The organism is Wenzhouxiangella sp. YN9 (genome assembly GCF_056324165.1).
In genome coordinates, this window is the sequence record NZ_JBJNIP010000046.1 from 74,829 (window position 1) to 101,761 (window position 26,933).

The 26,933-nt window shown below is 59.5% G+C and carries 22 protein-coding genes and 1 tRNA gene; 19 read left to right on the plus strand and 4 right to left on the minus strand.

All coding sequences use genetic code 11. From position 1 onward, the window contains the following. Positions 1 to 178 precede the first annotated feature (178 nt). From ACEWQ0_RS01295 to ACEWQ0_RS01310, 4 genes are all read right to left on the minus strand, one after another. On the minus strand, positions 179 to 967 hold the full coding sequence (locus ACEWQ0_RS01295; protein ID WP_476484248.1) for a class I SAM-dependent methyltransferase: 789 nt from the start codon (positions 965 to 967) through the stop codon (positions 179 to 181). 62 nt (positions 968 to 1,029) lie between these two features. Beyond that, complete coding sequence (locus tag ACEWQ0_RS01300; protein ID WP_476484249.1) at positions 1,030 to 3,162, minus strand: sulfatase-like hydrolase/transferase; 2,133 nt, start codon at positions 3,160 to 3,162, stop codon at positions 1,030 to 1,032. Positions 3,163 to 3,166: 4 nt separating this feature from the next. Then, the gene (locus ACEWQ0_RS01305) at positions 3,167 to 4,225 is read right to left on the minus strand and encodes a hypothetical protein (RefSeq protein WP_476484250.1); all 1,059 of its coding nucleotides are present in this window, start codon (positions 4,223 to 4,225) and stop codon (positions 3,167 to 3,169) included. Next, complete coding sequence (locus tag ACEWQ0_RS01310; RefSeq protein ID WP_476484251.1) at positions 4,225 to 5,643, minus strand: GMC oxidoreductase; 1,419 nt, start codon at positions 5,641 to 5,643, stop codon at positions 4,225 to 4,227. Before ACEWQ0_RS01310 ends, ACEWQ0_RS01305 begins: the two co-directional genes overlap by 1 nt. Positions 5,644 to 5,844: 201 nt before the next feature. Here ACEWQ0_RS01310 and ACEWQ0_RS01315 point away from each other — a divergent pair, with 201 nt between their 5' ends. From ACEWQ0_RS01315 to wzy, 19 genes are all read left to right on the plus strand, one after another. Further along, positions 5,845 to 7,248 carry a class I SAM-dependent methyltransferase gene (locus ACEWQ0_RS01315; protein ID WP_476484252.1) on the plus strand — a complete coding sequence of 468 codons (1,404 nt, stop codon included), beginning with the start codon at positions 5,845 to 5,847 and terminating at the stop codon, positions 7,246 to 7,248. An 88-nt stretch (positions 7,249 to 7,336) separates the two neighbouring features. Further along, positions 7,337 to 7,591, plus strand: a complete 255-nt coding sequence (locus ACEWQ0_RS01320) for a hypothetical protein (RefSeq protein WP_476484253.1) — start codon at positions 7,337 to 7,339, stop codon at positions 7,589 to 7,591. 15 nt (positions 7,592 to 7,606) lie between these two features. Further along, positions 7,607 to 9,199, plus strand: a complete 1,593-nt coding sequence (yidC, locus tag ACEWQ0_RS01325; RefSeq protein ID WP_476484254.1) for a membrane protein insertase YidC — start codon at positions 7,607 to 7,609, stop codon at positions 9,197 to 9,199. Then, positions 9,196 to 9,666 (plus strand): tRNA adenosine(34) deaminase TadA, encoded by a 471-nt coding sequence (gene tadA / locus ACEWQ0_RS01330; RefSeq protein WP_476484255.1) that lies wholly within the window; start codon positions 9,196 to 9,198, stop codon positions 9,664 to 9,666. The genes yidC and tadA overlap by 4 nt, the downstream gene beginning before the upstream one ends. Before the next feature lie 690 nt (positions 9,667 to 10,356). Further along, entirely contained in the window at positions 10,357 to 12,591 is a 2,235-nt protein-coding gene (locus ACEWQ0_RS01335; RefSeq protein ID WP_476484256.1) for a M3 family metallopeptidase, read from the plus strand. A gap of 314 nt (positions 12,592 to 12,905) precedes the next feature. After that, positions 12,906 to 12,990, plus strand: a tRNA-Leu gene (locus ACEWQ0_RS01340). A gap of 160 nt (positions 12,991 to 13,150) precedes the next feature. After that, complete coding sequence (locus tag ACEWQ0_RS01345; protein WP_476484257.1) at positions 13,151 to 13,492, plus strand: MarR family EPS-associated transcriptional regulator; 342 nt, start codon at positions 13,151 to 13,153, stop codon at positions 13,490 to 13,492. Between the two features lie 272 nt (positions 13,493 to 13,764). Further along, positions 13,765 to 14,796 carry an NAD-dependent epimerase gene (locus ACEWQ0_RS01350; protein ID WP_476484258.1) on the plus strand — a complete coding sequence of 344 codons (1,032 nt, stop codon included), beginning with the start codon at positions 13,765 to 13,767 and terminating at the stop codon, positions 14,794 to 14,796. Positions 14,797 to 14,869: 73 nt separating this feature from the next. Beyond that, positions 14,870 to 16,222, plus strand: coding sequence for a UDP-glucose dehydrogenase family protein (locus ACEWQ0_RS01355; protein ID WP_476484259.1), 1,353 nt, complete (start codon positions 14,870 to 14,872; stop codon positions 16,220 to 16,222). A gap of 379 nt (positions 16,223 to 16,601) precedes the next feature. Further along, entirely contained in the window at positions 16,602 to 16,847 is a 246-nt protein-coding gene (locus ACEWQ0_RS01360) for a type II toxin-antitoxin system ParD family antitoxin (protein WP_476484270.1), read from the plus strand. Continuing rightward, the gene (locus tag ACEWQ0_RS01365; RefSeq protein WP_476484260.1) at positions 16,844 to 17,131 is read left to right on the plus strand and encodes a type II toxin-antitoxin system RelE/ParE family toxin; all 288 of its coding nucleotides are present in this window, start codon (positions 16,844 to 16,846) and stop codon (positions 17,129 to 17,131) included. Before ACEWQ0_RS01360 ends, ACEWQ0_RS01365 begins: the two co-directional genes overlap by 4 nt. A 640-nt stretch (positions 17,132 to 17,771) precedes the next feature. Next, complete coding sequence (locus tag ACEWQ0_RS01370; RefSeq protein ID WP_476484261.1) at positions 17,772 to 18,965, plus strand: Wzz/FepE/Etk N-terminal domain-containing protein; 1,194 nt, start codon at positions 17,772 to 17,774, stop codon at positions 18,963 to 18,965. Positions 18,966 to 18,971: 6 nt separating this feature from the next. Then, positions 18,972 to 19,817: a YdcF family protein gene (locus tag ACEWQ0_RS01375; RefSeq protein ID WP_476484262.1), complete on the plus strand. Its 846-nt coding sequence runs from the start codon at positions 18,972 to 18,974 to the stop codon at positions 19,815 to 19,817. Positions 19,818 to 19,854: 37 nt separating this feature from the next. Continuing rightward, positions 19,855 to 20,346 carry a hypothetical protein gene (locus ACEWQ0_RS01380; RefSeq protein WP_476484263.1) on the plus strand — a complete coding sequence of 164 codons (492 nt, stop codon included), beginning with the start codon at positions 19,855 to 19,857 and terminating at the stop codon, positions 20,344 to 20,346. A 200-nt stretch (positions 20,347 to 20,546) separates the two neighbouring features. Then, positions 20,547 to 21,854 (plus strand): flippase, encoded by a 1,308-nt coding sequence (locus ACEWQ0_RS01385; RefSeq protein WP_476484271.1) that lies wholly within the window; start codon positions 20,547 to 20,549, stop codon positions 21,852 to 21,854. Positions 21,855 to 21,870: 16 nt separating this feature from the next. Next, positions 21,871 to 22,761 carry a sulfotransferase gene (locus ACEWQ0_RS01390; protein ID WP_476484264.1) on the plus strand — a complete coding sequence of 297 codons (891 nt, stop codon included), beginning with the start codon at positions 21,871 to 21,873 and terminating at the stop codon, positions 22,759 to 22,761. 236 nt (positions 22,762 to 22,997) lie between these two features. Then, positions 22,998 to 23,900 carry a sulfotransferase family protein gene (locus ACEWQ0_RS01395; RefSeq protein WP_476484265.1) on the plus strand — a complete coding sequence of 301 codons (903 nt, stop codon included), beginning with the start codon at positions 22,998 to 23,000 and terminating at the stop codon, positions 23,898 to 23,900. Between the two features lie 29 nt (positions 23,901 to 23,929). Further along, a complete protein-coding gene (locus tag ACEWQ0_RS01400) occupies positions 23,930 to 25,006 on the plus strand; it encodes a glycosyltransferase (RefSeq protein WP_476484266.1) in 1,077 nt (358 codons plus the stop codon). A gap of 82 nt (positions 25,007 to 25,088) precedes the next feature. Further along, a complete protein-coding gene (gene wzy, locus ACEWQ0_RS01405; RefSeq protein ID WP_476484267.1) occupies positions 25,089 to 26,507 on the plus strand; it encodes an O-antigen polysaccharide polymerase Wzy in 1,419 nt (472 codons plus the stop codon). Positions 26,508 to 26,933: the final 426 nt, after the last annotated feature.

Below are 26,933 nucleotides of genomic sequence, written 5' to 3' on the forward strand. Positions count from 1 at the left end.
CTGCAGGCCGCGTGTCGCGTCAGTGTCGCAACAGTCGACCGTCAAGTGGTGGGGCGTGGCCCTTTTCTATCAAGAGCAGATCAGCTGCCCGGTTCCACGCTTACGATACCGCTTATGTTAATGCCTTTCTCGTCGCCAAATGCGGAAACTGAAATCGACACTTCGGCACCTTGTGCGCTCAGCGGGTTGTCAATACGCGGCTTTCGAGTGCGAGAAACATGCGTTCGTCGTGATCGGCTGAGCTCGGGTCGGAGCGTTTGGTATCACCGACCCGATACGTGGCGCGAACCGTCCATCCGGTGCGTTCCGCCAGCCTGATCAGGCCCGGGGCGGAGAAGATCCAGTAATTGGTAGGGTCGTTATTGCACTCTTGGGGATCCAGCAAATAGGCCAGGGGCGCTTTCTCCAGATTCAGCCGGCGATCGGCCGTTGTGCGCGCAATGCGCGTGCTCAAAAAGCAGAATCGCGAGTGCCTGGCGAGCGTTTCGAGAATGTAGAACGGATTTTTCAGGTGGTAGAGAATGCCGAGAAACAAGACCAGATCATAACGCTCTGATGGCAGCTGAAACTGTGTGTCGAGATCGACTTCGTGGATGGCGACATCCCTGGAGTTCAACCGCTCTCCCAAAGCCCGCGCGCCGTCGAGACCGTTCCAGTTCGTGGCCGGCCAGTCAATCAGATCGACCGTCATGCCCTCGCTTTCGAGAAAATAGGACAAGTCGCCGTCCGCCGCGCCGATATCTGCAATGTGTCCGGACTGGAACAGCTCGATAGCGCTTTCAGGGAGCTGGTCCATCAGGTTTTCCAGATGCCACAGGTTGGAGAGTATGTCGTAGGCATACCAGGTTTTATCAGGGGCAGGAGCGCCGGTCTTGGCCGCCTCCAGCTGCTGTTTCCAGGCGCCGGCGCGCTCGAGTAGCTCCTGGTAGTTTGAAAAGGCGGTTTGTCTGGTGGGTGAATCCGTCATTCTTCGCGGTGCTCCCTCAATCCTGGAAATTGTTCATGTCAACGGTGCAGGGCGCCTGATGATCATTCATCATTGGTTGCCTCGGAAGTTTCCGTCAGGCGGAATCCGCCCAGCGCGATGGCTTGCAGGCGTCGATCCTGTCCGACGCCGATATCGGGCTGACGAACTGCGTCGGGGAACTGGAAGTGCAGCACCAACTCGTCGGTATCGGTCAACTCGGCGGGAATGCTGGCCTTCAGTTCGACGCTCTCTCTTTCGGTCAGCTCCCAGCGAGCGATTTCCTGGTCCTGCATGTCGAGGATGATTCGCTGGCGCGGCCAGCTATCGCCGTGAATGCTCGGTAGTAACCATAGCGATAGATCGAGTTCCTTGCCGCTCGGTTCGACAGGAATTATCAGTGCGGCTTCGTGGCCGTCGTTCCATACGAGCCTGGGAGACGGTGACGACCAGCCCTCGCCGAGATAGCCGGTTGCCTCGCCCTCCAGGCCCACATTGACTACGCTGCCGTAGTTATAAACCGGGCGATGCACGACCATGTTTTGGGGATCGAGGTACTCATAGCTCGCCGGCGATCCCAGTGGCCCGCTGATGCGAACCCTGCGCAGGGCGTCGTATGTGTCGCCGTAATACATGGTGTAGTAGCGCGTACGCTGTGCGTTCTCGGGAATGCTGAAGATCGAGTCACCCGGCCAGGCGATGTCAAGCCCTTCTTCATCGATAATTGTTGCTGCCACGTCCGTCACCGAGGTCTGGGCCCGCGACTGCGTTAACGCGCCGCGGCTGCCTCTTCGCTTGACGGCCAGCAGGGTAAGCATGCGCGTGGGCGTGAACTCGGGTTCAAAAGCACCGCCGTGGTCGCTTTGCAAAATTAGCAAAGTGTTGTCATACAGCCCTCTGTCCTTGAGCGCTTCAAGAATCGATATGGTTGCATGCAGCGTTGCCCTGGCTTCGTGGCGATAGTTTTCACGAGTATTCGGAAGTATCCGGCCGGCCGGCGCTCCATCGGCATTGGTGACGTAAGGCGGGTGAGGTGGCAAGACATGCATGTAGTGGTAGGCGGGTTGGTCGTCTGCCGCAACAATCCGGCTGGCGTAATCGCGCATGTATTTACGATGGACAAACGCTTTGGGTAGCGCTTCCGGGTCATCGAGAAGGCGGCGGATGCGCCAGTTGTTGTCGTTATAGAACCAAGCGCGGGCAAGGTGCGGTGCCAAGCGAAAAAACATGACATCGAGCAGCTTGAGCGCTTCCGATCGGGCCGCGCCGGCCGGTGATTCCCAGTCCGTGCTTGGAATGTTATAGGCGACATCGTGCTGAATGCCGGCCAGCGAGCGCATCAGGCTGAGGTTGACCCGGTAGCCGAGCCCGTGAAGGCGGCTCAGTATGCCTTTTTCGGCAGCCTCCTTTCGGAAGTCGCTATTGGAAACGCTGCCATCGAAGCTGCGCCCGAGCTGAATCGAGGGGATTGCCAGGCTGGTATACGGCGCTGCCGCAGCATTTTCAGTGAACTGCACGAAGCCGTCAAAGGCCGACTCCAGACCCTCCTCGGTCACCAGCTCGGCGAAAACATCGCTCTGGAAGTTGTCGAGTACGATATGGAGGATGTTTGGGCCGGTCGAATGCTGGAACAGGGCATCAGGTGGCTCTTCCTGAGCGTCAACCTCAGAGCGCCAGACTGGCTCATCGAGCGAGCTGGCTGACTCGATCGCGCCGACAAGCTGCACGACAATAATGGCGACTGCCGCCGGGACCAGCAAAGCTTGCAGCCGTGGGGCGAGTGCGACCAGGGCCAGCGGCACCCCGAGCCACAAGACGATATCGAGCCAGGCGAAACCGCCGGCGGCCGCCCAGTCCATGCCCCGGCCATCAAGCACGCCGTAGTCGTGCATCAGTAAGGCGCTCTGAATCCACATCAGCGCGCCGAGTGCAAGCACCAACCACAGATAGCGTTCGCGAATGCCCCCTCGGAGTGCCAGCCCGATCAGCGCCAGCACCAGCCAGCAAAGGCCGGCCGCCAGCAACAGGGTTGGCAGAAGATCCAGAAACCCGGCTTCAAATTCTTCACGATTACCGCCAAAGATGCCGAAGGGGCCCAGCAGGAGAGCGGTCATGACCGGAACGGCGGTTACCAGGAGGATGGTCAGCAGGCCACGAGCCGGATCAGTGGTCGACGCTTGTTTAATCGCCCGCTTCATCGATTCACAGAATTGTCAGTGTGCCCACGGTCATTGTCTCGCCCGATTCGGGATCGTGGAGCCTGAGTTTGTGCTTTCCGGTCGACAGTTTGGCGTAGTGCGGCACGCGCGCAGTGACAATGCCCGTCTGTACGGTGGTGGGCAACGGCGTGCCATCGAGTATCAATTCGGCCTTTTCAGGAGCGCATCCAATGCGCACCCAGAATGCAGCGTTACCGTCGGGTTGCTCATTGAAAGCCTGGCCCTGCGGCGCATGATCCGGGCCCCAGCGATCCACTTTGCAGAACACGCTGGACTGGCGGCCGTCATCAAGCGTTGCTTTCGGCGGCATCGGGCGGACGGTCAGGTGACCGACCCGCTGCGCGATATTGCGCGCCGTATCAACCATCAGCAGCTCATACATGCCGGGGGTGGCGATGATCTCGTCCATGTAGTCGGGCTCGAGACTGGCGGTCACCACCCCGGGCTGGAAATGCGTGGCCAGCTGAACGCCGTCCAGCACCAGCTTGGTTGAACCGGGTACCGATTTGTCGATGCGAATCCAGAAGCCGCCGCGGCCGTTGCCGATCGGGTTGAATATCTCGCCTTCGATGGTCTCCTGCGGCCCCCAACGGTCAATATCGGCAAAATCCTCGAAGCTCAGATCGGGTAGTTCGGCCCGGCGCGGTGTTCCCAAGCCCTGAACACGCGCGGCAACCGCCAGCAGCAGGCACTCCGTACGCGCCAGCTGCCAATCGCCGATCTCGAGGAGATCGCCGGCGCGGTAATCACCGGCTATTTTTTGCGCAAGGGCCTCGCCCAGGGTCTGTTCACCGGCATCGGGCAATTGCTTGATCAGGTGACTGGCGGTGTCTTGTTCCGGAAATTCTCGCCGGCAGACCGGGCCGACGAACACGAGGCCATCAATGCTGGCAGCCAGTTCGCGCAGAGCGTCTTCAGCGCCTGGTGAGCCGACTGCGGTAGATAGCGCCGATTCGGCCTGCTTTTCACATCCAGCGAGCAGGCCGAACTGAAGGCCAACAAAAGACAGCCCGCCAAGCTGCAGCAGAGTTCGTCGATCCATCAGCGCTCTCCCAGCTTCTGGTGCAGGTGGTCGGCCAAACGTGCGGCCAGGGCGACGAGAGTCAGCGTCGGGTTCGAGAAGCCGACTGCCGGATAAACCGAGCTGCCGGCAATGTAGAGATTGTCGCGATCCCACACGCGTCCGTCGGAGTCGACGACGCCGTAGTCCGGGCTTGCCGACATTCGAGTCGTTCCGACGTGGTGAAAGCCCACGCCCACGAAGTCGTCCTGGGTCGGCGGTTGGCGCCGGCTCCACTTCACGCGCGCCTGATTACGGGCACTGATCGAGTCTCTCCAGCGCTCGAACAGTGCAAGAGCCGGCTTGAAGTCGGCCGGAGGCAGGTGCCAGTTCAGGTTGGGACGGCGCATGCCCAGCGCATCGCGTTCTTCCTTGAGAGTGACGCGGCTTTCCGGATGCGGCGAGGGTGCGTTGATCATGCTCAGCGCGTACTGGCCTCCGGCAGCACCACCGGCCATCGGGTTGGACCAGTAGGCCGGCGGCAGAATATCGTCCGGCGCTGTCGCCGAGACCAGCAGGCAGGAATTGGGACCGTCCGTCCCCGGTTCCGGTGCGATCACCGTCATCAGATCTTCGCCCGGCATCTGGCCGCGCTCGTACTGTAGGCCTTCCGTGGCCAGCATTCTGCCGGGGGTGAAGCCGAAGTGATCCATGAAACAGCGCCCAACCAGGTCGGACTGATTACCCGGGATCTTCGACTGCTCGAGCAGAAAGCGGGCGTTTTCAATTGCCCCCATGGCAACCACGAAGTGGCGCGCACGGATGATGCAGGAGTCGCCATCAAGTGTGACTGCACGGGCGCTACGGATGCCGTCTTCGAATTGATCCAGCGCGACGACATTGAGGTTGACTCGACAATCGATGTTGTCGGTCTCCGACAGGGCGTTGCGGTAGCGCTCGCCGAAGCGCGTCGGCGGGCTGAAGCGGAATATGCGATGGCGGAAGCCGGTGTCGGTGAGGTCGAGCAGGCGGGCTCGTTTCTCGAGGCCGACTTGATCAGGCTCGTACTCGTTGCTGCCGACCTCGCACCACACGGCAGCCTTGCGGTACCAGTCCCTCAGGGCATCGGCGCCGATCGGCCAGCCGGGCAGCTCGCCGGTGGGTTGGTCGCTGAAATCGCGTTCGTCGAAAGGCCGCACCCAGCCACCCCAGTGGTTGCTGGTGCCGCCAAGCCAGCGCAGCCGCGAGCCGGTCAGCGGGTAGGCGCGACCGCTGACCGTATTCTTGTAAAGCGAAGCGCCGCCCTCGGGCGAGTCCAGGCCACCGCCTTCGATCAGCAGAACCTTGTGGCCATGCTCGGCCAGTTCCAGAGCGAGTACGATTCCGGCAGGCCCGGCGCCGGCGATGGCGACCTCGGCTTCCAGAACCGACGGGAGATTGTCTCGAGCGTCCTTGATCACGAGGCGTGTCAATCCGATGCGAAAGCAAGGCAGTATACCGAAGCGCCCGGCTGGCGAGGGTGGGGCGCTGGCAAACCTCGTGGGTTCGACGGTCACGTTATTGTTCTTTGCGGCTTTACCGAGAACGAAGTGCAGCAGCAACGCCGCTCGGGCGCTACCATCACTCAAAATAGTCTCAACGTCCCAAGGCAGGCATTCGGAATGCAAACTTCAGAAAAACTATCGCTGGATAGTTCGTTCCGCGACCCCGCCGGCTTCATGTTCGAGCGCGACGGCGTGCTTTACCGCCAGATCAATGCAGCCGGCCGGGCCGATTATGAGCAGCTGATGGCCTCGGGCCTGTACGAGCATCTGACCGAGCGTGGCTGGCTGGTGGGGCACGAGAAGGCCAATGTTGCGCCGCCGGAGCCTGATGGGGCGTTCTGCGTGATTGCGCCCGAACGGGTGGCTTTCGTCTCCTATCCTTATGAGTGGAGCTTCAGCCAGTACCTTGACGCGGCGCTGCTGACACTCGATGTCCAGCTCGCCGCGCTCGAGCACGACATGATTCTCAAGGACGCCTCGGCCTATAACGTGCAGTTTCACCATGGCCGGCCGCTGCTGATCGACACCCTGAGCTTCGCGCCTTATCAAGAAGGTCAGGTCTGGGAAGGCTATCAGCAGTTCTGTCAGCATTTTCTGGCGCCGCTGCTGCTGATGGCCCGAATCGATGTGCGCTTGAGCCAGTTGATGAAGGTGCATATCGACGGCGTGCCGCTGGATCTGGCCAGCCAACTGCTCAACCGCCGCAGCTGGCTGCGGCCCGGCATTCTGATGCACTTGCATCTGCACGCCCGCGCTCAGGCGCGCTATGCCTCATCCGATGAGTCATCGGGCAAGTCATCGGGCAAGCCCCGCAAGCTCAGCCGGACCGGGCTGCTGGGCATCGTCAGCGGGCTGCGCAGCCTGATTGCAAAGCTCGACTGGACGCCGGCGGGCACCGAGTGGGCCGACTACTATCAGGCAACCAACTATTCCGACGACGCCTTTGCGGCCAAGCGCCGTCAGATCGAGACCTTTCTGGACGATATTCAGCCACGAGCCGTCTGGGACCTGGGCGCCAACACCGGCGTGTTCAGCCGCATCGCGTCGGATCGGGGTATCGACACGGTGGCTTTCGACATCGACCCGGCAGCGGTCGAGCGCAACTACCGCCAGCTGCGGCAGTCGGGTGAAAAAGACCTGCTGCCGCTGGTGATGGATCTGACCAACCCCAGCCCCGCGCTGGGCTGGGCCGGGCGCGAGCGCGATGCGATGCACGAACGCGGCCCGGTCGACTGCGCCATGGCGCTGGCGCTGATTCATCATCTGGCCATCTCCAACAACGTGCCCATGGGCCGCATTGCCGAGTATTTCGCCCGCTTGTGTGAAAACCTGATCATCGAGTTCGTGCCCAAGAGCGACAGTCAGGTCAAGCGGCTGCTCAGCTCGCGCGTGGACATTTTCGACGATTATCATGAAGCGGGCTTCGAAACCGCTTTTTCCGAGCACTTCGAGATTGCCGCCAGCGAGCGGGTGGCCGGCTCGGAGCGCACCCTCTATAGGCTGCGCCGCCGCGCCGGGTGATGATCGGGGCGGCACGTGGCCGTAAAACCGTTACAATTTCAAAGCTCAAGCGCTGCTTGCGGCACCGTCACATCAGGAATTTTTGACAATGAAATACCTTTTTGCGTCAGTTGCGCTCACTGCGATGGTTCTCATCGCGCCCGATGCGCAGGCCTACCTTGATCCGGGCAGCGGCAGCGCCATTCTGCAGGGCGTTCTCGGCGCTCTGGCGGCCATTGCGCTCACGCTCAAGCTCTACTGGCACCGGCTGCTGCGCTTTTTCGGCCTGAGAAAGCCGACTGAAAGCGAGTCCGCCGCCGGCGCCAGGCAAAACCGGGCCGAAGCCGACCGCGACGAAGCCTGAACCTCGGGGCACACCATGCTGTTACCGCGCCTGTTCGGCCGCTCAGTCATGTCGGCCGTTGTCGTTGCGCTGTTGCTGTGCGCCAATGGCCCGGCGGCGGCCCAGCCGTCTGCGCTGGATACCGGCAGCGTCCGCGTTGCCCGGGATGCGCACGGCACGGTCACATCGTGGGACGTGGCCTTGCCGGAGTCGGCCGCGACGGCAGGGCAGTGGCGCTCGCTTGTTTCCACAGGCCCGACCGGCGAGCGGATCAGTCGCCACCTGGCGATTTCACTGCCCGGGGTTTCCGACTGGCAGCGGGCGGATACCGCGGGCGATGATGACGCGCTGACCGCGACCTGGCTCAGCGCCGACGGCAACTGGCGTCTGAAGGTTGCGCTGACACCCACTGAGCAGCGCTGGCGGCAGCAGCTGGATATTCACCTCGAGGCCGTCAAAGCGGCACCGGCACCGGCACCGGCTCGGGCGCTCGCGCTGCAGCTCGGGCCGGGCATCGGCGAGGTACCGATGGCCGGGCTGGGCATTGCCCGGTCGCTCTATTCCTACACTGATGCAGTGGCCTACAGCGACGGCGACCTCTTGCGCCTGGCCGGCGACGACGACAGCGAACCCGCCGAGTTGGGGCAGGGCGGCTGGTTGGGCCTGCACAGCCGCTATTTCGCCCTTCTGGCCGCGCCCATTCAGGGCTCGGGGCCGATCGGGGTCGCCGCCGGCCGCTCCGGAGAATTCGAATCGCCCGGGCCCGATTATCTGCCGTGGATTCGCCTGCAGCTGGCGTTTGATGAGCAATCGTCTGCTGCATCGCAGCACTGGCGCCTGGCGCTGTTCAGCGGCCCGAAAACGCGGGCCGCGCTGGTCGGTGAGGGCGATGCCGTTGACTACTCACCGCTGCTGTTCAACAGCCTGTGGAGCTGGATGCGCGGGCTATCGCTTGGCCTGCTGTGGGTACTGGCCTCGATTCACGCGCTGGTGCCAAGCTGGGGGCTGGCCATCTGCCTGCTGGCGGTTCTGGTGCGCGTATTGCTCTATCCGCTGGGTCGCTGGGCCTTGTCCAGCCAGCAGCGCTTTGCCGAGGTGCAGGCCGAAATCGCTCCGAAAGTGCGCGAGATCAAGCAGAACTATCGGGGTGGCGAGCAGAGCGAGCGCATTCTCCAGCTCTACGAAGCGCGCGGCGTCAGCCCGCTGGCGGGCCTCAAGCCGCTGCTGATCGTGGGTATCCAGATACCGGTCTTTGTGGCCCTGTTTCACGTGCTCGGCCAGGTGTTCGAGTTTCGCGACGCCTCGTTTCTGTGGATCGAGTCGCTGGCCGAGCCGGATCGCCTGTTTGCCTTCGGCTTCGACCTGCCGTTCTTCGGCGCGTGGTTCAACCTCTTGCCCGTGCTGATGGCCCTGACCACCCTAGTAACCATCAAACTCGCGCCGGCACCGGCCGCCAGCGCGGCCGAGCGCCGGCGGCAGAACCTCTTCCTGGGGCTGATGGCGGTGGCGTTCTTCCTGCTGTTCTATCCCTTTCCCAGCGGCATGGTGCTGTACTGGACACTTGCCAATCTGCTGCATGTAGCGCAGTCGCGGCTGGTGAAGGCGCCAGCAGGAAAGGAGGCCGCGTGAGCGCCTTGCCGCAACGCCCGGAAGACGAGCGCTGGATGCGCCACGGGCTGATGCTGGCCGAGCGCGCTCAGACCATGGGCGAGGTGCCGGTCGGCGCGGTGCTGATCGACGCCGAAGGTCGGATTCTTGGCGAGGGCTTCAACCGGGTCATCGCCGACGCCGACCCGACCGCACACGCTGAAATCGTCGCCCTGAGGCAGGCCGCGGCGCGCGTGGACAATTACCGCCTGCCCGGCACCACGCTCTATGTCACGCTCGAGCCGTGCAGCATGTGCGCCGGCGCGCTGATCAACGCCCGCGTCAGCCGCGTGGTCTACGCCGCTGACGACCTGCGCGCCGGAGCGCACCATTCCGTTTTCGAAGTCCTCACCAGCCCGGTTCTCAACCACCGCTGCGAAGTCACCGGCGGCGTGCTGGCTGCGGAGTCGGCCGAGATGCTGCGCCAGTTCTTCCGCAGCCGGCGGTAGCCGATTCGCGACCTGGAGGTCGCTCCTACAACTCCGGTGGCGAAGTGTTTTTGTGGGAGCGGTCTCCAGACCGCGATTGGGCTTCGTTCCGGCTCCGCATCGCGATCTGGAGATCGCTCCTGCAACTCCGGTGGCGAAGTGTTTTTGTGGGAGCGGTCTCCAGACCGCGATTGGGCTTCGTTCCGGCTCCGCATCGCGATCTGGAGATTGCTCCTGCAACTCCGGTGGCGAAATGCTTTTGTGGGAGCGGTCTCCAGACCGCGATTGGGCTTTCGCTCCGGCCCCGCATCGCGATCTGGAGATTGCTCCTGCAACTCCGGTGGCGAAGTGTTTTTGTGGGAGCGGTCTCCAGACCGCGATTGGGCCTTCGATCCGGCCCCGCATCGCGATCTGGAGATCGCTCCTGCAACTCCGGTGGCGAAGTGTTTTTGTGGGAGCGGTCTCCAGACCGCGATTGGGCCTTCGATCCGGCTCCGCATCGCGATCTGGAGGTCGCTCCTACAACTCCGGTGGCGAAGTGTTTTTGTGGGAGCGGTCTCCAGACCGCGATTGGGCTTCGCTCCGGCTCTGCATCGCGGCCTGGAGATCGCTCCCCCATCCTCTGGGCCGCGCGCCGCCGGGAAAAGAACGCGTCCGCCATTCAGTGCTACCATTTCTGATCTTGTCCAAAGCCTAAGGATCACGATAGTGGTGAGAAAGACGCTGAACCTTGTCACGCTGGCGGCTTCTGCCAGCCTGCTGGCGGCCTGCTCCGAGCAGGCACCGCCGCCCCCGGAGGCGCCCGACACGCCTCAGGCCCCGGCCGAGGCCGCCGCCCCGGCAGCCGCCGAGTCGCCTTCGGCCCCGGAATCCGAAGAGGCCATGGCCGATAACCCGCTGCTGGTTGAAAGCGAGCTGCCCTACGGCATGCCGGCGTTCGACAAGATCGAATCCGAGCACTTCCTGCCGGCCTTCGATGCCGCCATGAAGGAGCATCTGGAAGAGGTCGAGGCCATTGCCGGCAGCGATGAAGAGCCGACCTTCGACAACACGATTCTGGCCCTGGAGCGCTCCGGTCGGAAGCTGGGCTCCATTGCCCGCGTGTTTTCCAACCTGACGAGCACGGTCATCGACGACACGCTCAAGGACACCCAGCGCAAGATGGCGCCCAAGTTCTCGGCGCACAGCGACAGTATCCACCTCGATGCCGATCTGTTCGCCCGCATCAAGGCAATTCACGACAAGCGCGATGAGCTCGATCTGAGCGCCGAGGGCGTGCGTCTGGTCGAGGATTACTACAAGGACTTTGTTCGTGCCGGCGCAATGCTTGACGACGCCGACAAGGAAACCCTCAAGCAGATGAACTCCCGGCTGGCCGAGCTGACCACCCAATTCAGCCAGAACGTGCTGGAAGAGGTCAATGACTCGGCGGTGGTGTTCGACAGCCGCGAGGCGCTGGAAGGGCTCAGCGATGCGCGTATCGAGGCCGCAGCCGACGAGGCAGCCGATCGCGGCCTGGAAGACGGCAAGTACGTGATCGCGCTGGTCAACACGTCCATCCAGCCGCCGATCGCCAACATGACCAACCGCGAAGCCCGTGAAAAGGTCAAGAAAGCTTCCCTGGCCCGCGGCTCCAGAGGCAACGAGTACGACAACACCGGCGTGGTTGCCGACATCGTCAAGCTGCGCGCCGAGCGCGCCCGGCTGCTGGGCTACGACACCCACGCCGACTACGTGCTGGAAGACCGCACCGCCCAGACCGTCGAAGCGGTCAACGGCATGCTGGGCGAGCTGGCCCCGATTGCCGTGGCCAACGCCCGCCTGGAAGGCCAGGACATCCAGGAGCTGATCAACGAGACCGAAGAAGAACCGTTCGAGCTGCGATCCTGGGACTGGTCGCATTACGCGGAGAAGGTCCGTCAGGATCGCTACGCCTTCGACGAAGATCAGATCAAGCCGTACTTCGAGATGAACAACGTCCTGAAAAACGGCGTCTTCTTCTCCGCCAACAAGCTGTTTGGCGTCAAATTCGAAGAGCGACCGGACCTGCCGACGCAGCACGAAGACGCCACCGCCTGGGAAGTGACCGATCAGGACGGCTCGGCGCTGGGCATCGTCATTACCGACTTCTACGCCCGCGGCAACAAGCGCGGCGGCGCCTGGATGAACGCCTACCAGGTCGAGTCCGAGCTGCTGGGGGGTCACCCGGTCATCGGCATGCACCTGAACGTTCCCAAGCCGCCGGAAGGCGAGGCCACGCTGCTGACCTGGGACGAGGCGACCACCATGTTCCACGAGTTCGGGCACGTGGTGCACGGCCTGTTCTCCGACGTGGAATACCCCAGCTTTGCCGGCACCGCCGTGCCGCGTGATTTTGTTGAATACCCCTCGCAGGTTTACGAAATGTGGGCCTCCTGGCCGGAAGTGCTGGCCAACTATGCCCAGCATTACGAAACCGGCGAGCAGATCCCGCAGGAATTGCTCGACAAGGTGATCGAGGCGCAGAAGTTCAACGAAGGCTTCTCCACCACCGAGTACCTGGCCGCAGCCATCATCGACCAGGCGCTGCACCAGCTTGCCCCCGATGAAACCCCGGCGGCTGATGAAGTCATGGACTTCGAAGCCAAAGTACTGGCCGACCACGGCCTGGACTACGAGCCGGTGCCGCCGCGCTACCGCACGCCGTACTTCTCGCACTCCATGGGCGGCTATGACGCCGGCTACTACTCCTATATCTGGAGTGAAGTGCTCGACGCCGACAGCGTGCTGTGGATCAAGGAAAACGGTGGCCTGGACCGCGAAACCGGCCAGCACTACCGCGACACCATTCTGTCGAAGGGCGGCAGCAAGGAAGCCATGGATCTTTACCTGGACTTCGCCGGCCGCGAACCGTCGATCGAGCCCCTGCTCGAACGCCGCGGGCTGGTCATCGACGGCCAGGACTGAAGCCTGTAGCCATCGCGACCTGGAGGTCGCTCCCACACCCAAGGGTTACCGTGGGAGCGGTCTCCAGACCGCGATTGGGCTTTGATCGGGTTCTGCATCGCGATCTGGAGATCGCTCCTACGGCTCCGGTGGCGAAATGTTCTTGTGGGAGCGGTCTCCAGACCGCGAAGGGCTTCGATCCGGGGTCTGCATCGCGATCTGGAGATCGCTCCTACGAGGTTCTTTCCCGCCATCGTAAAATCCCTGAACCGTGATGCATCTCACGTCCGGCGCCACCCCTCGATTTGCCACAGCGGTTAAAATGCTCCCCCCATGCCGAGGTGGCGGAATTGGTAGACGCGCCTGGTTTAGGTCCAGGTGGGGCAACCCGTGGAGGTTCGAGTCCTCTCCTCGGTACCATTACAGAAGTTGCGCGGGGACGTAGCGGTTTTTCATGTCGGCTGTGTGGGCGCTGCCCGTTGTGGCTCGCCGGTCTTGCTGCTAAACTGTCGCCGTTCAATCTTGAACGCTTCTTGACAACGCAAAAACGAGGCCTTTGGGGTACCCCAAGGGCGGTAGCGTGCCTGAATCCCCCGTTGATATCGACACCCGCTTCCGGCTGCTGCGGGCGCTGGAGCGCGATCCCGCAATTTCGCAGCGCGATCTGGCGCGTCAGCTCGGCCTGAGCCTGGGAAAAACCAACTATTGCCTGCGCGCGCTCATCGATCGCGGCTGGGTCAAGGCGGGCAATTTTCGCCGCAGTAAACACAAGCAGCGCTACCTGTACAAGCTGACGCCCAGTGGCCTGGCCGAAAAAGCCAGCGTCGCCCAGCGCTTCCTGCAGCGCAAGATTGCCGAGCATCAAGCGCTGCACGATGAAATCGAAACATTGCGCGCAGAGATTGGTGCCGTAAAAGAATAGTTGGTCGATAGCCCGCCCCCTGCAGGAGCGGTCTCCAGACCGCGATTGGGCTTTGATCAGGCTCCGCATCGCGATCTGGAGATCGCTCCTACAACTCCGGTGGCAATATGTTTTTGTAGGAGCGGTCTCCAGACCGCGATTGGGCTTTGATCGGGTTCTGCATCGCGATCTGGAGATCGCTCCTACGGCTCCGGTGGCAAAATGTTTTTGTAGGAGCGGTCTCCAGACCGCGAAAAAGCTCTGATCCGACTCTCCAATCAAGGCAGACCACATTGCCCAGCAAAAACACAAAACAACCAATTCTGGTCACTGGCAGCGCCGGTTTCATCGGCAGCCACGTGACCCGCAGGCTGCTCGCTGACGGCCATCGGGTCGTCGGTCTGGACAACCTCAATGACTACTACGACCCGAAGCTCAAGATCGCGCGTCTGGAACGGTTCCGGAACGATACCGGCTACACCCACATCACCGGTGATCTCGCCGACCGGGATCTGATCGAAACCGTTTTCGATCAGCACAGGCCCGAGCGCGTGGTCCATCTGGCCGCGCAGGCAGGCGTGCGCTATGCGGCCGAGAATCCGCATGTCTACGTCAGTTCCAACGTGACCGGCACGCTGCACATCCTGGAAGGTTGCCGCCAGCACGGCAGCAAGCACCTGGTGTTCGCTTCCACCAGCTCGGTTTACGGCGCGAACACGCAAATGCCGTTTTCCGAGCATGCCGGCACCGAGCATCCGCTAACGCTTTACGCCGCCACCAAGAAGGCCAACGAGATGATGGCCCACTCGTATGCGCATCTGTACGGCATTCCGAGCACCGGGCTGCGGTTCTTTACCGTGTACGGCCCCTGGGGTCGGCCCGACATGGCGCTGTTTCTGTTCACCAAAGCCATTCTGGCCGGTGAGCCGATCAAGGTGTTCAACCACGGCCAGCACAAGCGCAGCTTCACCTACGTTGATGACATTGTCGAAGGCATTGTCCGCATCCTCGACAGACCGCCCGAAACCAGCCCGGATTGGCAAAGTGACCAGCCCGACCCTGCCACCAGCGGCGTCGCCCCGTACCGCATCTTCAACATCGGCAACGAGCAGACCGTTGAACTGCTGCGCTACATCAAGGTGCTCGAACAGGAACTGGGCAAGAAAGCCGAGATGGAAATGCTGCCGCTGCAGCCGGGCGACGTGCCCGATACCGAAGCCGACGTGGCGGAACTCAGCCAGGCCACCGGTCATCGGCCCGAAGTGAGCGTGGAAGAGGGCGTCAAGAACTTCGTCAGCTGGTACAAGAGCTACTACGGAGCTTGACTGCACACCATCGCGACCTGGAGGTCGCTCCCACAAGTCAAACAACCCACCACCAACAAACTGACTGCCAACCATGTTCAACGTCACCATCTTCGGCACCGGCTACGTCGGCCTTGTTACTGGCACCTGCCTGGCGGAGGTCGGCCACCACGTCACCTGCGTCGATATCGATCAGGAAAAAATCGACCGGCTCAATCAGGGAGAAATCCCGATCTACGAACCCGGCCTGGAGGAAATGGTTCAGGAAAACCACGAGGCCGGCCGTCTGCAGTTCACCACCGACGCGGGCGCGGCCGTTGCCGGCGCCGAGGTTATCTTCATTGCCGTCGGCACGCCGCCGGACGAAGACGGCAGCGCTGATTTGAAGCACGTGCTCGAGGTGGCCGCGACCATCGGTGATCATCTCGATGGCCCCGCCATCATCGCCGACAAGTCCACCGTGCCGGTGGGCACTGCCGATCGGGTGCGCAAAACCATTCAGTCCTGCCTGCAGGCCCGCGGCGAGACAATGGACTTCGAGGTGGTCTCCAACCCGGAGTTTCTGAAAGAGGGCGCCGCCATCGACGACTGCATGCGGCCCGACCGCATCATCATCGGTACGGATTCGGCGCACGCCGCCGAGCAGTTGCGCAAGCTGTACGCCCCGTTCAACCGCAACCACGACCGCCTCATCGTCATGGACGTGCGCTCGGCCGAGCTGACCAAGTACGCCGCCAACGCCATGCTGGCCACCAAGATCAGCTTCATGAACGAGATTGCCAACATCGCCGAGCGCGTCGGCGCCGACGTCGAAATGATCCGCCGCGGCATCGGTTCGGACCCGCGCATCGGCTGGCACTTCATCTATCCCGGCGCCGGTTTCGGCGGCTCCTGCTTTCCCAAGGACGTTCGCGCACTGGGCAGTACGGCCCGCGAATACGGCATCGAGCCCGAGCTGATTCACGCGGTCGAATCAGTTAATGACCGCCAGAAGCACCGCCTGTTCGAGCTGATCTGCCACCACTACGGCGGCGCCGAGCAGCTGGCCGGCAAGCGCTTCGCCCTGTGGGGCCTGGCCTTCAAGCCCGACACCGACGACATGCGCGAAGCCCCCAGCCAGATCCTGATGGCCCAGCTGTGGCAAGCCGGCGCGCACCTTCGAGCCTTCGATCCGGAAGCCATGGAAGAAACCCGCCGAATCTTTGGCGACCGCGACGACCTGGACTACTGCGAAAGCGCTGAAACCGCCCTGACCGGCGCCGACGCGCTGATCATCATCACCGAGTGGAAGCAGTTCCGCAGCCCGGACTTCGACAAGCTTAGAGAGCGACTCGGCGACCGCACCATCTTCGACGGCCGCAACCTCTACGAGCCTGAAGAAATGGAAAAAGCCGGCCTGGCCTACTACGGCATCGGGCGGGGCAGGAGCGTATCCCGAGGCCAGTAGGGCCGGCCTATAGACCGCAACCCACACCGAATTCCTGGAAGCCGCGCAGCAGCTATCCGGGACCTCGCAGAACCCCGGCACCTGCGGGATGAGCGGCGGCGTCGCTGCCAAGAAGATCCCGGCTCTTCGGCCGGGAATACGGGAGTAAATTAGCCTCGGCCGGGAATGCGGGGTCGGCGAGCCCTTTGACCTGTAGGAGCGGTCTCCAGACCGCGAACCCACACCGAATTCCCGGAAGCCGCGCAGCGGCTATCCGGGATCTCGCAGAACCCCGGCACTGACGGAATGAGCGGCGGAGTCGGAGCTAACAAGGTCCCGGCTCTTTAAGAATTGACAAAGATTGACAAAGATTGCCAAAATGCCGACAGGAGGTATTCTGATGTCAACAATGAACGTTTCGTTACCAGATGCAATGAAGGCCTGGGTTGAGGAGCAGTCCCGCACGGGCAGGTACAGCAACGCTAGTGACTACGTGCGTGATCTGATCCGCCGTGACCAGGATCGCGCTGAAAAGATTGCCAGGATGCAATCTTTAGTTGACGAAGCCGTGACAGGCGGTGAGGGTCAGCGCTCCATGGAGCAGATTGAAGAAGAGGCACAATCCAGGCTTTCCGCGGGGGAGTGAGCTCATTTGCGCTTAGTGCCGTCGCCGAAGAGGACTTGATCCAGATTTATATCAATGGCGCGACGTCGTTCGGGCTGGAGCAGGCGCATCGCTATCACCAGAAGCTATTTCGGATCTTCCGGTTTCTGGCAGAAAATCCGTTGGCCGCTCCCGTGCGGCCAGAACTGAAAGCGGAAATCCGGGTTCACCCGGTTGCATCACACATCGTGCTCTACATGGTGCGAAAGCGAGACATTCTCGTCCTGCGCGTTCGCCATGCCAACGAGGACTGGCTCAACCACTGATCACCGACCAAGCAACCCGATACCCGAAACCTGAACATTGAAACCTGGAAGAAGCGTGAAATGCTCTATCAACACCCCAACCCGCAACGACGGGTGGCGCATCGCGATCTGGAGATCGGCTCCTACAACCGAGCTCCTGGTGTAGGGGAGGTCTCCAGACCCGCGAACCCACACCGAATTCCCGGAAGCCGCGCAGCGGCTATCCGGGACCTCGGAGAACCCCGGCACTGACGGGATGAGCTGCGGAGTCGCTGCCAAGAAGATCCCGGCTCTTCGGCCGGGAATGCGGGGTAGGCGAGCCCTTTGACCTGTAGGAGCGGCCTCCAGGTCGCGAACCCACACCGAATTCCCGGAAGCCGCGCAGCGGCTATCCGGGACCTCGGAGAACCCCGGCACTGACGGGATGAGCTGCGGAGCCGCTGCCAAGAAGAACCCGGCTCTTCGGCCGGGAATGCGGGGTCGGCGAGCCCTTTGACCTGTAGGAGCGACCTCCAGGTCGCGAAAAGCCTCCGAACAAAGCCATCGCGACCTGGAGCTCGCTCCCACACCTGAAAACACTGCCACACCAAAACCCTGACGCTCCACCGGCCCCAGGCCGCAAAAGCGCCCGCAGATTTCAACGAAAACACACAAAACCGTTATGAACGAGACGCACGAACGCACTCACGACGACGAGATCGATCTGGTCGAACTCGCCGCTGCCCTCTGGCAAAAAAAATGGATCATCCTCGGCGTCACGGCACTGTGCCTTGCCATCGGCGTCGTCTACGCGCTGGCTCGAACACCAGTCTATGAATACTCCACCACCATCGAGATCGGCACTCGCCTGGTCAATGGCGACCCTGTCCCAATCGAGCGCCCGCAAAGCGTAGTCGCCAAGCTCGAGAAAAACTACATACCCGAGGCCATCCGCACTTTTGAAAGTGATCTGCACAGCAACGGCAATGAAGAGCCCAGCCTGAGCGTCAACACCAGCTCACCCAGCGACACCAATCTAGTGGTCCTGACCAGCCAGGGCGCAGAAGAGGCCGGCAAGTATTACATCCCGCTACACAACCGCGCGCTGCAGCGTCTCGCAAAAGACCATGAGCGCGAAGTGCAAATGGAGCGCCTCGGTATTGAGAACCAGCTTGAAGAGGCCCGCCGAAAGCTCGAAGAGCTTGAAGACGAACGCATACTCAAAGTAGAGCGAAACGAACTGGAAGCCCAGCGGTCGTCGGCGAAAAACAAGCTGGCCCAACTCAAGGATCAGGAAGAGCTTCTCAAGTCGGAAATCGAAAATCTGGACGTTCAGGAAGAAATCATCCGCAAACGGTTGGAGGAGCTGTCCAGTTTTATCGAGCAGGCCCGCAGCCGCCGGAGTGACGCTCGGGAGCAGGTTCAAAGCGGCACAGACAGCATGGCACTGATGCTCATCGACAACGAGCTTCAGCGCGACATTGACCGGCAGACCAATCTGGAAGAACGCCTGCTGGTCAAGCTGCCGGAAAACCGCGCATCACTGCGCAGCGAGCTGGAAGACAATCAGCGTCAACAAACCCTGCAGGAAGAAAAAATCGCCGCCCTCGAAGCCCGCTTTGAAAAGCTGCTTCTGGATCAGGAGCGCCGCATTCCACCGGCCGAAGCCCGCATAGCCGAGCTGGAAACCCAGCTCGAGAACCTGCGCAATACCCAGGCAGTTCTGCCGCCGCAGCGTTCTCTCAAACCGGTGGGCACAAGCGGCAAGGTCATCGTGGCCCTTTCAGCTATCCTGGGTGGCATGCTCGGCCTGTTCGCCGCACTGGGCCTGATGTTTTTCCAATCGGTGCGTGAAAAGCTCAACAGCGCGCGCTGATCCCGCTTGCCCCTTTATCTGGACAAGCTCCTGGCCCAGCTGGCTTATCCGCTGGCGCTGAGTATCAGCCTGATTGCAGCGGGCCTGTTGTTCTGGGCCTTCAACAAGAATCGAACCGCCGCCGGGCTGATCATGGCGGCTACCGCCTGGCTGACTCTCTGGTCGCTTCCAGTGGTCTCCGACGCCATCCGCGCCAGCCTCGAAAACCGTTACAAGCCCATGCCGGCTGAAGCACTGCCCGAAGCGGATGCCATCCTTCTGCTCGGTGGCGGCCTCGAGGCCCAGCCGCCCGAGTGGCCGTATCCCAACCTGGGCAAGGGCGCAGACCGCATTTGGCACGCCGCGCGTCTTTACCACGCCGGCAAGGCCCCGGTCGTCATCGTCTCCGGAGGAAACCATGGCTGGCAGAGCGAGAGGCGCTCCAATGCAGCAGAAACCGCCGAACTGCTGCGCCAGCTCGCGGTGCCCGAGCACGCCATCATTGAAGAAAGCAAAAGCCTCAACACGTATCAGAACGCCATTGAAACGGCAAAGATAGCCCGAAACCAGAGCCTCAAAGAACTGCTGCTGGTTACCTCAGCCCTGCATATGCGCCGAGCCGAAGCGACATTCAAGAAAGCCGGTATCCAATCCATCCCGGCGCCAACCGATTTCGAGGTTGTGCCCGAGCCTGCTTACCTCTTGCGCTGGCTCCCGGACGCCGAAGCGCTGCACGACAGCACCAGAGCCATCAAGGAATATCTTGGCTACTGGATCTACAGTTCAAGAAGCTGGGTCACGACGGAAAAGGTTCGCTCCGCTTCCGCTCACTGCAAACCGTTCGGAAGCGCCGTCGATCGGCATCCCCCATAAGCAGGATTGCACAAGCTGATAGTGGGGAGCATCGAATATGCAAAATCTGATATTTGAAGCCATCAAGTTCCTTCATGGTGAACATGGAGCCAAGCAGCGCAGAAGTGCTGCGGTAGCTCATCTTCGTGAGGCTGCGCTTCGTGAAATCAGCATGAATCTGGAAATCCTCGATGAAGTCAGATTGTTAGACAAGACGGAGCTCGAAAAGAGGGGGCAGCTGGTCACTCGAATGCAGAGCACTGCACTGGAAGCCGCCCAGACCATGGGAATTCCCTTGCAGGAGGTCTTCGGTGGCGCTGGATGGTCAAATGCAGACCCATGCTCCGAGATGCTCAAAGAAAAGTATCGCCGCTCAACGGATAGCATCAAAACGGTCGCAGACCTGATCGAGAGAACTTATCATCGCCTTCGCATTCATCAGCTGCGAGTTGAGCTGAATATTGAAAAACGTGCGCAGTCAGTTAGCTACCTTCATGCGCTTCACCTGGAATCCAAGGAGACGCTTAGAAGCCGAAACCATGGCCGCTGATTATCCCCACATTCTGAAGTCAGGGGATTTGCCTGGCATCGGCGCCTGGATAGCAGGCTCAAAGTTCTTCTGAGAGTTACAGTTACCGTTTACATTGAGGCTGCCTGCCTACAGCCGGCCTGATTCTATCTCCGTCTAACCGGTGCTTTTAACCTGATGTCACAGTTTTGATCATTGGTCTTATTCAGCGTTTGCGTGGATTGCTTCAGGGCGACGGACTGCGAGCCCAGCTGCTGCGCGGCGGGGGCGGCAGCTTTGCGCTAAAGCTAACGCACACGGGGCTTACAATGCTCGTCGCCATTGTATTGGCCCGCGCCCTCGGGCCGGAAGGCTATGGCGTCTACGCGTTCGTCTATGCGCTCTTCAACGTGCTGGCGCTTCCCGCGACCATGGGGCTTCCCCAGCTCATTGTTCGTGAAACCGCCAAGGCGCAGAGTCAGGGCCACTGGGGTCTGATACGCGGGCTCTGGCGCTGGAGCACCGTGGCGACGCTCGCCTTCGGGCTCGCCATCGCCGCCGCAACGCTGCTCGTGCTGGGCGTGTGGGGCGATAGCATGAGTAGTGCGCGGGTCAGCACGCTGTGGGCCGGCCTTGTCATGGTGCCGCTGATTGCGTTGGCGCGGCTACGGGACAGCGCCCTGCGCGGCCTCGGGCGTGTCGTGCTCGGCCAGCTGACGGAAAACGTCGTTCGCCCCGGGTTATTCATTTCGCTTATTCTCGCCGCTGTTTTCGGCGCCGGCTTGGCCGTCAACGCAGCGGGCGCGATGGCGCTGCACGCCGTCGCCGCAGGCGTTGCCTTCATTGTCGGTGCCGTGCTGCTGCAAGCTCAAAGCCCCGTAGAGGTCCGTGACCGACCCACACCGCAATACGAGACGCGCGCCTGGTTGCGTGCGGCGACCCCGTTGGCGCTCATCGCCGGAATGCAGCTGATTAACCACCACGCGGACATTTTGCTGCTCGGCCTGTTTCGTACCGATAGCGAGGTCGGTGTCTACCGTGTCGTCATGCAGGGCGCGATGCTCGTAGCCTTCGGACTGCAGGCTGTCAACGTGATCGTCCAGCCGCAATTTGCGCGGCTTTACGCGCAGGGTGAACACGTCAGGCTACAGCACCTGGTGACCCAGAGCGCTCGGGGTATTCTGGCGCTTGGCTTGCTGGTCGTGCTGCTGTATCTGTTTTTCGGGCACGAGCTTCTCAGCGTTGTATTCGGGCCGGAGTACGCGCAGGGCTATCCCGCGCTTGCCGTGCTTGCGATAGGCCAGCTCATCAATGCTGCTGCAGGATCTGTGGGCGGGCTGCTGAATATGACCGGGCACGAACGCGATACCATGCGCGGCATTTTGATCGGCGCCATTGCCAATGTGCTACTGAATATTGCCCTGATACCAACCTATGGAATAGTCGGTGCTGCTGCGGCCACTGCGATATCGCTGGCGGTATGGAATATTTTGCTCTGGCGCTTTGCCCACCAGCGGCTAGGCATCAAAACTACGGCATTTGGTTTATAGGGTGAACATATTGGAGATGAACAAAAGAACGGATTTCTTTATTCTGGGTGCTCCTAAATGTGGTACCACGGCGCTTGCGCAATGGCTCAGCGAACACCCGGCTATTTTCATGTCGCCGGTGAAAGAACCTCACTTCTACAGCACGGACCTAAAGAACCGTCAGGCTCGGACGCGCGCCGAATACGACCGGCTGTTTAGGGGCGTTCAAGCAGAGCACATGGCGGTCGGTGAAGCCTCCGTTTGGTATTTGTACTCTTTGGATGCTGTGCCCAACATCCTTGCCGACAACCCAGATGCCAAATTTATAGTTTGCCTGAGAAACCCGGTCGATATGGCATGGTCGCTGCACGGTCAACATTTAGTCTCTTCAAACGAAGATATCCACGAATTCGAACGCGCCTGGCAGGCTCAGACCGCGCGGGCAGAAGGGCGGGAAGTTCCTCCACTTTGTGTCGATGCCAAGCTGTTGCTCTACGGTCCGGCATGCAAGCTCGGGGAGCAGCTCCAGCGCCTTTACCAGAATTGTGGCACAGATCGAGTGCATCTCATTTTTCTTGATGAGTTGCAGGTAGATGCAGGTGTCGTGTATCGCGATACTCTGTCATTTCTTGGCCTCGAGGACGGTGGGCGCGAGAGCTTCCCCATTGTTAACGCGGCTAGCCAGCGCCGCTGGCCGTCCTTAGCTCGCGCGGTGAAAAGGGCGAACCGGATCAGGCGGCGTCTGGGAGTGCCGCGCTTGGGCACGGGTCTCATGCCGCTGTTCGACCGCATCAATCGCAAAAATAGTAGAAGAGCAGCCATGAATGGCGAGACGCGAATGATGCTGATCGAGTACTTCAGAGAGGATGTTGTCTTGTTGGAGACTTTAACCGGTCGCAATCTAAGGCACTGGACGGTCCTCAGCTAAACATGATTAGAAAAAGCTGGTCACCGAAGTCCGGGTTTTAATGTTGGTTCTATTTTAACTTTGTTCAGCGTTGAATATAGGCGCTACAGGAAGCTACAATAAGATAGGGTCATTCCTGTTCGAAGTGTTTCTAAAATGCAGTTATATAACTTGTGCTATCTCGACTGATTAGTTCGAATTGAGGGGTGGTAGCTACAAATATGACAGACAGCTAAACGTGTACAGGATAGATGATCATGAAAAATGTAAAGAAACCAACGTTTTTTATTGTAGGAGCCCCCAAGGCCGGGACCACATCACTTTGTCAGCTCCTCAACTGCCAATCGGGAGTGTTTATACCGGTAACTAAAGAGCCCGGATTTTTTTCCCGTAAACCGGGGCATGGTCATTTCGAGAAGGGCTGGTCGTTTTACGAGAAAAATTTTGTTGGCGCTCACGAAAGTCAGGTTATTGGAGAAGGGTCTACACTTTATTTCTATGATCCTGAAAGCGCCGAACTCATTAATAACAATATACCGAGCGCACGAATCATTATCATTCTTAGAAACCCGGTTGATCGCGTATATTCCAACTACTGGCAATATATAAAATCAGGCTTTGCGCTCCCACCGTTTGACGAATTGATTCGGCAGGAAGACGAGCAGTTGAAGCACATGGTTCGAATAAGTAACTACCCAGAGCACGTTGGTCGGTTCTTGCGGTTATTTGGGGATGACCGAGTAATGGTGCTTGATTACCAAGCTTTGCGCACCAGACCTGTCGAGATTCTCGCTGACATCCTGCAGTTTATTGGCGCGGAAAAACCATTGGATCACCACTCTATTGAACTACCACACGCCAATGTTGCCGGGGTGCCGCGCTCGCGTTGGCTCGCACGTTTGCTAAGGCAAAAAAGAGCGATCCAGACAATAAAAAGAATTCTACCTGCACAATGGATAGCGCCAGGTCGACGGTTGCTGGACCGCATGCGGTGGAAAAATACTCGCGTCCAACAGTATCCGCCCCTTACTCATGAGGGGCGCATTGATCTTTGGAAGCGACTATACAATGTACCAGAGAAGACAGAAGATCTTACAGGGTTGTGCTTCGCCTCGTGGAAGAAAGATCGTGATGCTGCGTTGGGGAACTCTTTGGGTTGATAGTGCCGCCTATGAGAATTGCATTATTCATGCCCGCCTTCAGTGCTGGCGGGTCTGCCCGTGTGATGATCAATCTAGCGACCAGCTTTGCTGCCGCTGGTTATAACGTTGATCTAGTAGTAACAAAGAGGCGAGGTGAATTTCAGGATTCAGTGCCGAGTTGTGTTCGTGTGCTGGATTTGGGGGCAAGGCGCATCATGACGAGCCTGCCGGCACTGGTCCGCTACTTGCAACGCGAAAAGCCCACGGTCATGCTATCTGCCTTGGCCTCCACCAACTGCTTGGCAATTTGGGCGCGCCAGATTAGCGGCGTGAACACGCGTCTGATCCTCTCGGAGCACAGTCATCTCTCGGTTGCTTCGAAAGAAAGCGGCTCGTGGCGCACTAAATTGCTACCCAGGCTGATGCGCGGCGCTTACCCAAAGGCCGATGGCATCGTCGCCGTCTCTGCCGGCGTCGCGGATGATCTGGCGACAACTCTTGGTCTGCCGCGTGAGTCAATCCGAGTGATCTACAACCCGGTGGTAACGCCACGGATGCTCGAAATGAGCCAAGAGCCGCTCGAGCATGAGTGGTTCGGCGCGGACCAACCGCCGGTGATTCTGAGCGTCGGCCGTTTAACGGCTGCAAAGGATTACGCTACATTACTGCGCGCCTTCGCGGTGCTGCGTGAAAGGAGATCGGCACGCCTGGTGATCCTCGGCGAGGGCGAAGAGCGCCAGGCGCTCGAGCAGTTGGCAGTGGAGTTGGGTATTCAAGACGATGTCGCGTTGCCGGGCTTCGTACGTAATCCTTACAGCTATATGCGAGCGGGGGCTGTCTTTGTACTTACCTCGCGCTGGGAAGGTTTTGGCAATGTGTTGGCCGAGGCCATGGCCTGCGGCACGCCAGTCGTTTCGACTGACTGCCCGAGCGGGCCAGCAGAGATCATAAAGTACGCGGGCGAAGGTTTACTTGCGGATGTCGGGAAGCCCCTCGAAATCAGCAGAAAGATAGAGATTGCGCTGGATAGCTGGGGCTCGATCTCAAATCCTAACGAACGCGTTTTACGCGGATTTTCCCAAGCTGCAGTTGCGGAACTATATTTGAGATTATTATTAGAGTGATAGCGTACACCGCTAAATTCATTGAAAATATAAGGTCGCAAACGTGAGATTTCATGTTTCAAAGTGCAAGCTGGTGCTATTCGTGTCCACGTTGGTAGGCTGCCTGATTCCGATTGTCGACCTTTCCTTGTCTGGACCGCTAACGTCAAGTTATGGTGCATCGGAGTCTTACGGAATATCTCTTTACGCTCTCGTTTTTAGCGTGTATCTCCTAGCATCAAGTCGTTACGCAGCAGACCAGTGGCTTGATTTTTATCCTTTGTTTATTTTAGCGACTGTGCTGTTCAACCTTTCTCTTCAAAGCCTGTATGCCTTGGGGCTTGTCTCTTTAGAATTTGATTTTCTGCCTCGCGGGGTGGATTACAAAATTTTTGAGCGCGCATCAGCTTATACAGTATTTCTAGCGGGCGTTTTTCATGCTGGCTCACTAATGTTCTTTTTTTCGGAAAAAAGTGGGTTAGGAAAGGGTGAGGTCTCACAGCCTTTGTACCTTGATCAGCGTAATCAGACAAAAGTGCTTTTGATGGCTGGATTGTGTTTCTTGGTTATTGCTGTTCCTGGGGCTGTTACGTATTTCTACAGTGCAATAAAGATCGTGGCAAGTGGCGGCTATAGTGCTTTCATGTCTCGCGAGGTATATGGACTAAGCTCTTGGAGTAGCATACTTGCAGGGTTTCTAGTGCCGGCCACATTTTTTTTTCTGTTGGCCGGAAAGAAGCGCCCAACCGCGCTCTTGCTTTCGGTGCTGTGTATGGCTGCCTTGTCGATAATCTATCTAGCAATTGGCCGGCGTGCGTTTCCGGTTATGATGTTGCTGTCATTTGCTGTAATCGTGGATTTATATATAAGAAGGATCCCGCGCATCTGGATCGGTATAGGCGTGTTTGTGGCAGTAGCAGCATTCCCGATTATTGCCTCACTCCGTAACTCAGGCGGGTTGTTTAACTTGTCCTTTGATGATTTGGCTAACGTTGAGTTATTCCAGCTTCCAGTCATTGCGATCGCGGAAATGGGACGTAGTTTTCGGGTAATGTATTGGAGTACCGAACTGTTAGAGGGGGGGCTCGGTTATCTTTCTGGTTCTACTTATTTATGGGCTTTTACGCAAATAATGCCAAGCCTTTTCTGGACGCATCATCCCTCGCTTGATACTGGCATTGGTGACCTATTAACAGCGCAGTTTATGCCTTCTAATGCTGCTAAAGGCGGTGCCTCGGGTTTAGGCTCCTCATTCCTCGCTGAGGCATACCTAAATTTTGGCTTGGTGTTTGGGGCTTTCTTCTGCTTTGTTTTCGGCGCCGGACTACAAATATTCATCCGCTGGGCTAAGAATGGTCCAATTCCGCGGGTTTTCTGGCTAGGGGTTTTTTTTTCCAGTGCATTTATTCTCGCACGGGGTGAGTCGCAAAGCATAATGCGTGACATCGTCTGGTACGCACTGTTTCCATATATGTTTTATGTATTTCTCTGGCAGTTCTTATCGCCAAAAAGCATGCGCTAGATTAGTATGATTCTAAGTAAATTGTGAGCGTATGAGTAATTCTAAGATTGGGTTATATACTACCTGCGAGAACCTGGTTTTTGCCAAAAGGCTTGGCTGAGTCTGCTTGATGGGTCGGGCCGTGGTAGCCGCAACGAGCTGACGTGTTGTTGTTCCGGGGGGTTGCTCGTTTGACATATTTGTTGATAACAATTTGTTTTAGAGAAAATTCTTCGACGATCTATTATGCGAAAGCCCGTGGAAGAGCAGCCGCCGGTGTGGATCTTGCGCATAAGCCTAGTTTTTGGAGTTACTGTCAAGTCTGGTGTATGACCACTGGCTCATCAAGCGGCGTCCCTGCTGATTTTGCGTTCATCTATTCCGTCGATGAACTTCACGCCGGCAACGACATCGGCCAGTTGCCGGAAGCCCCGCAGTCTGCGCCAG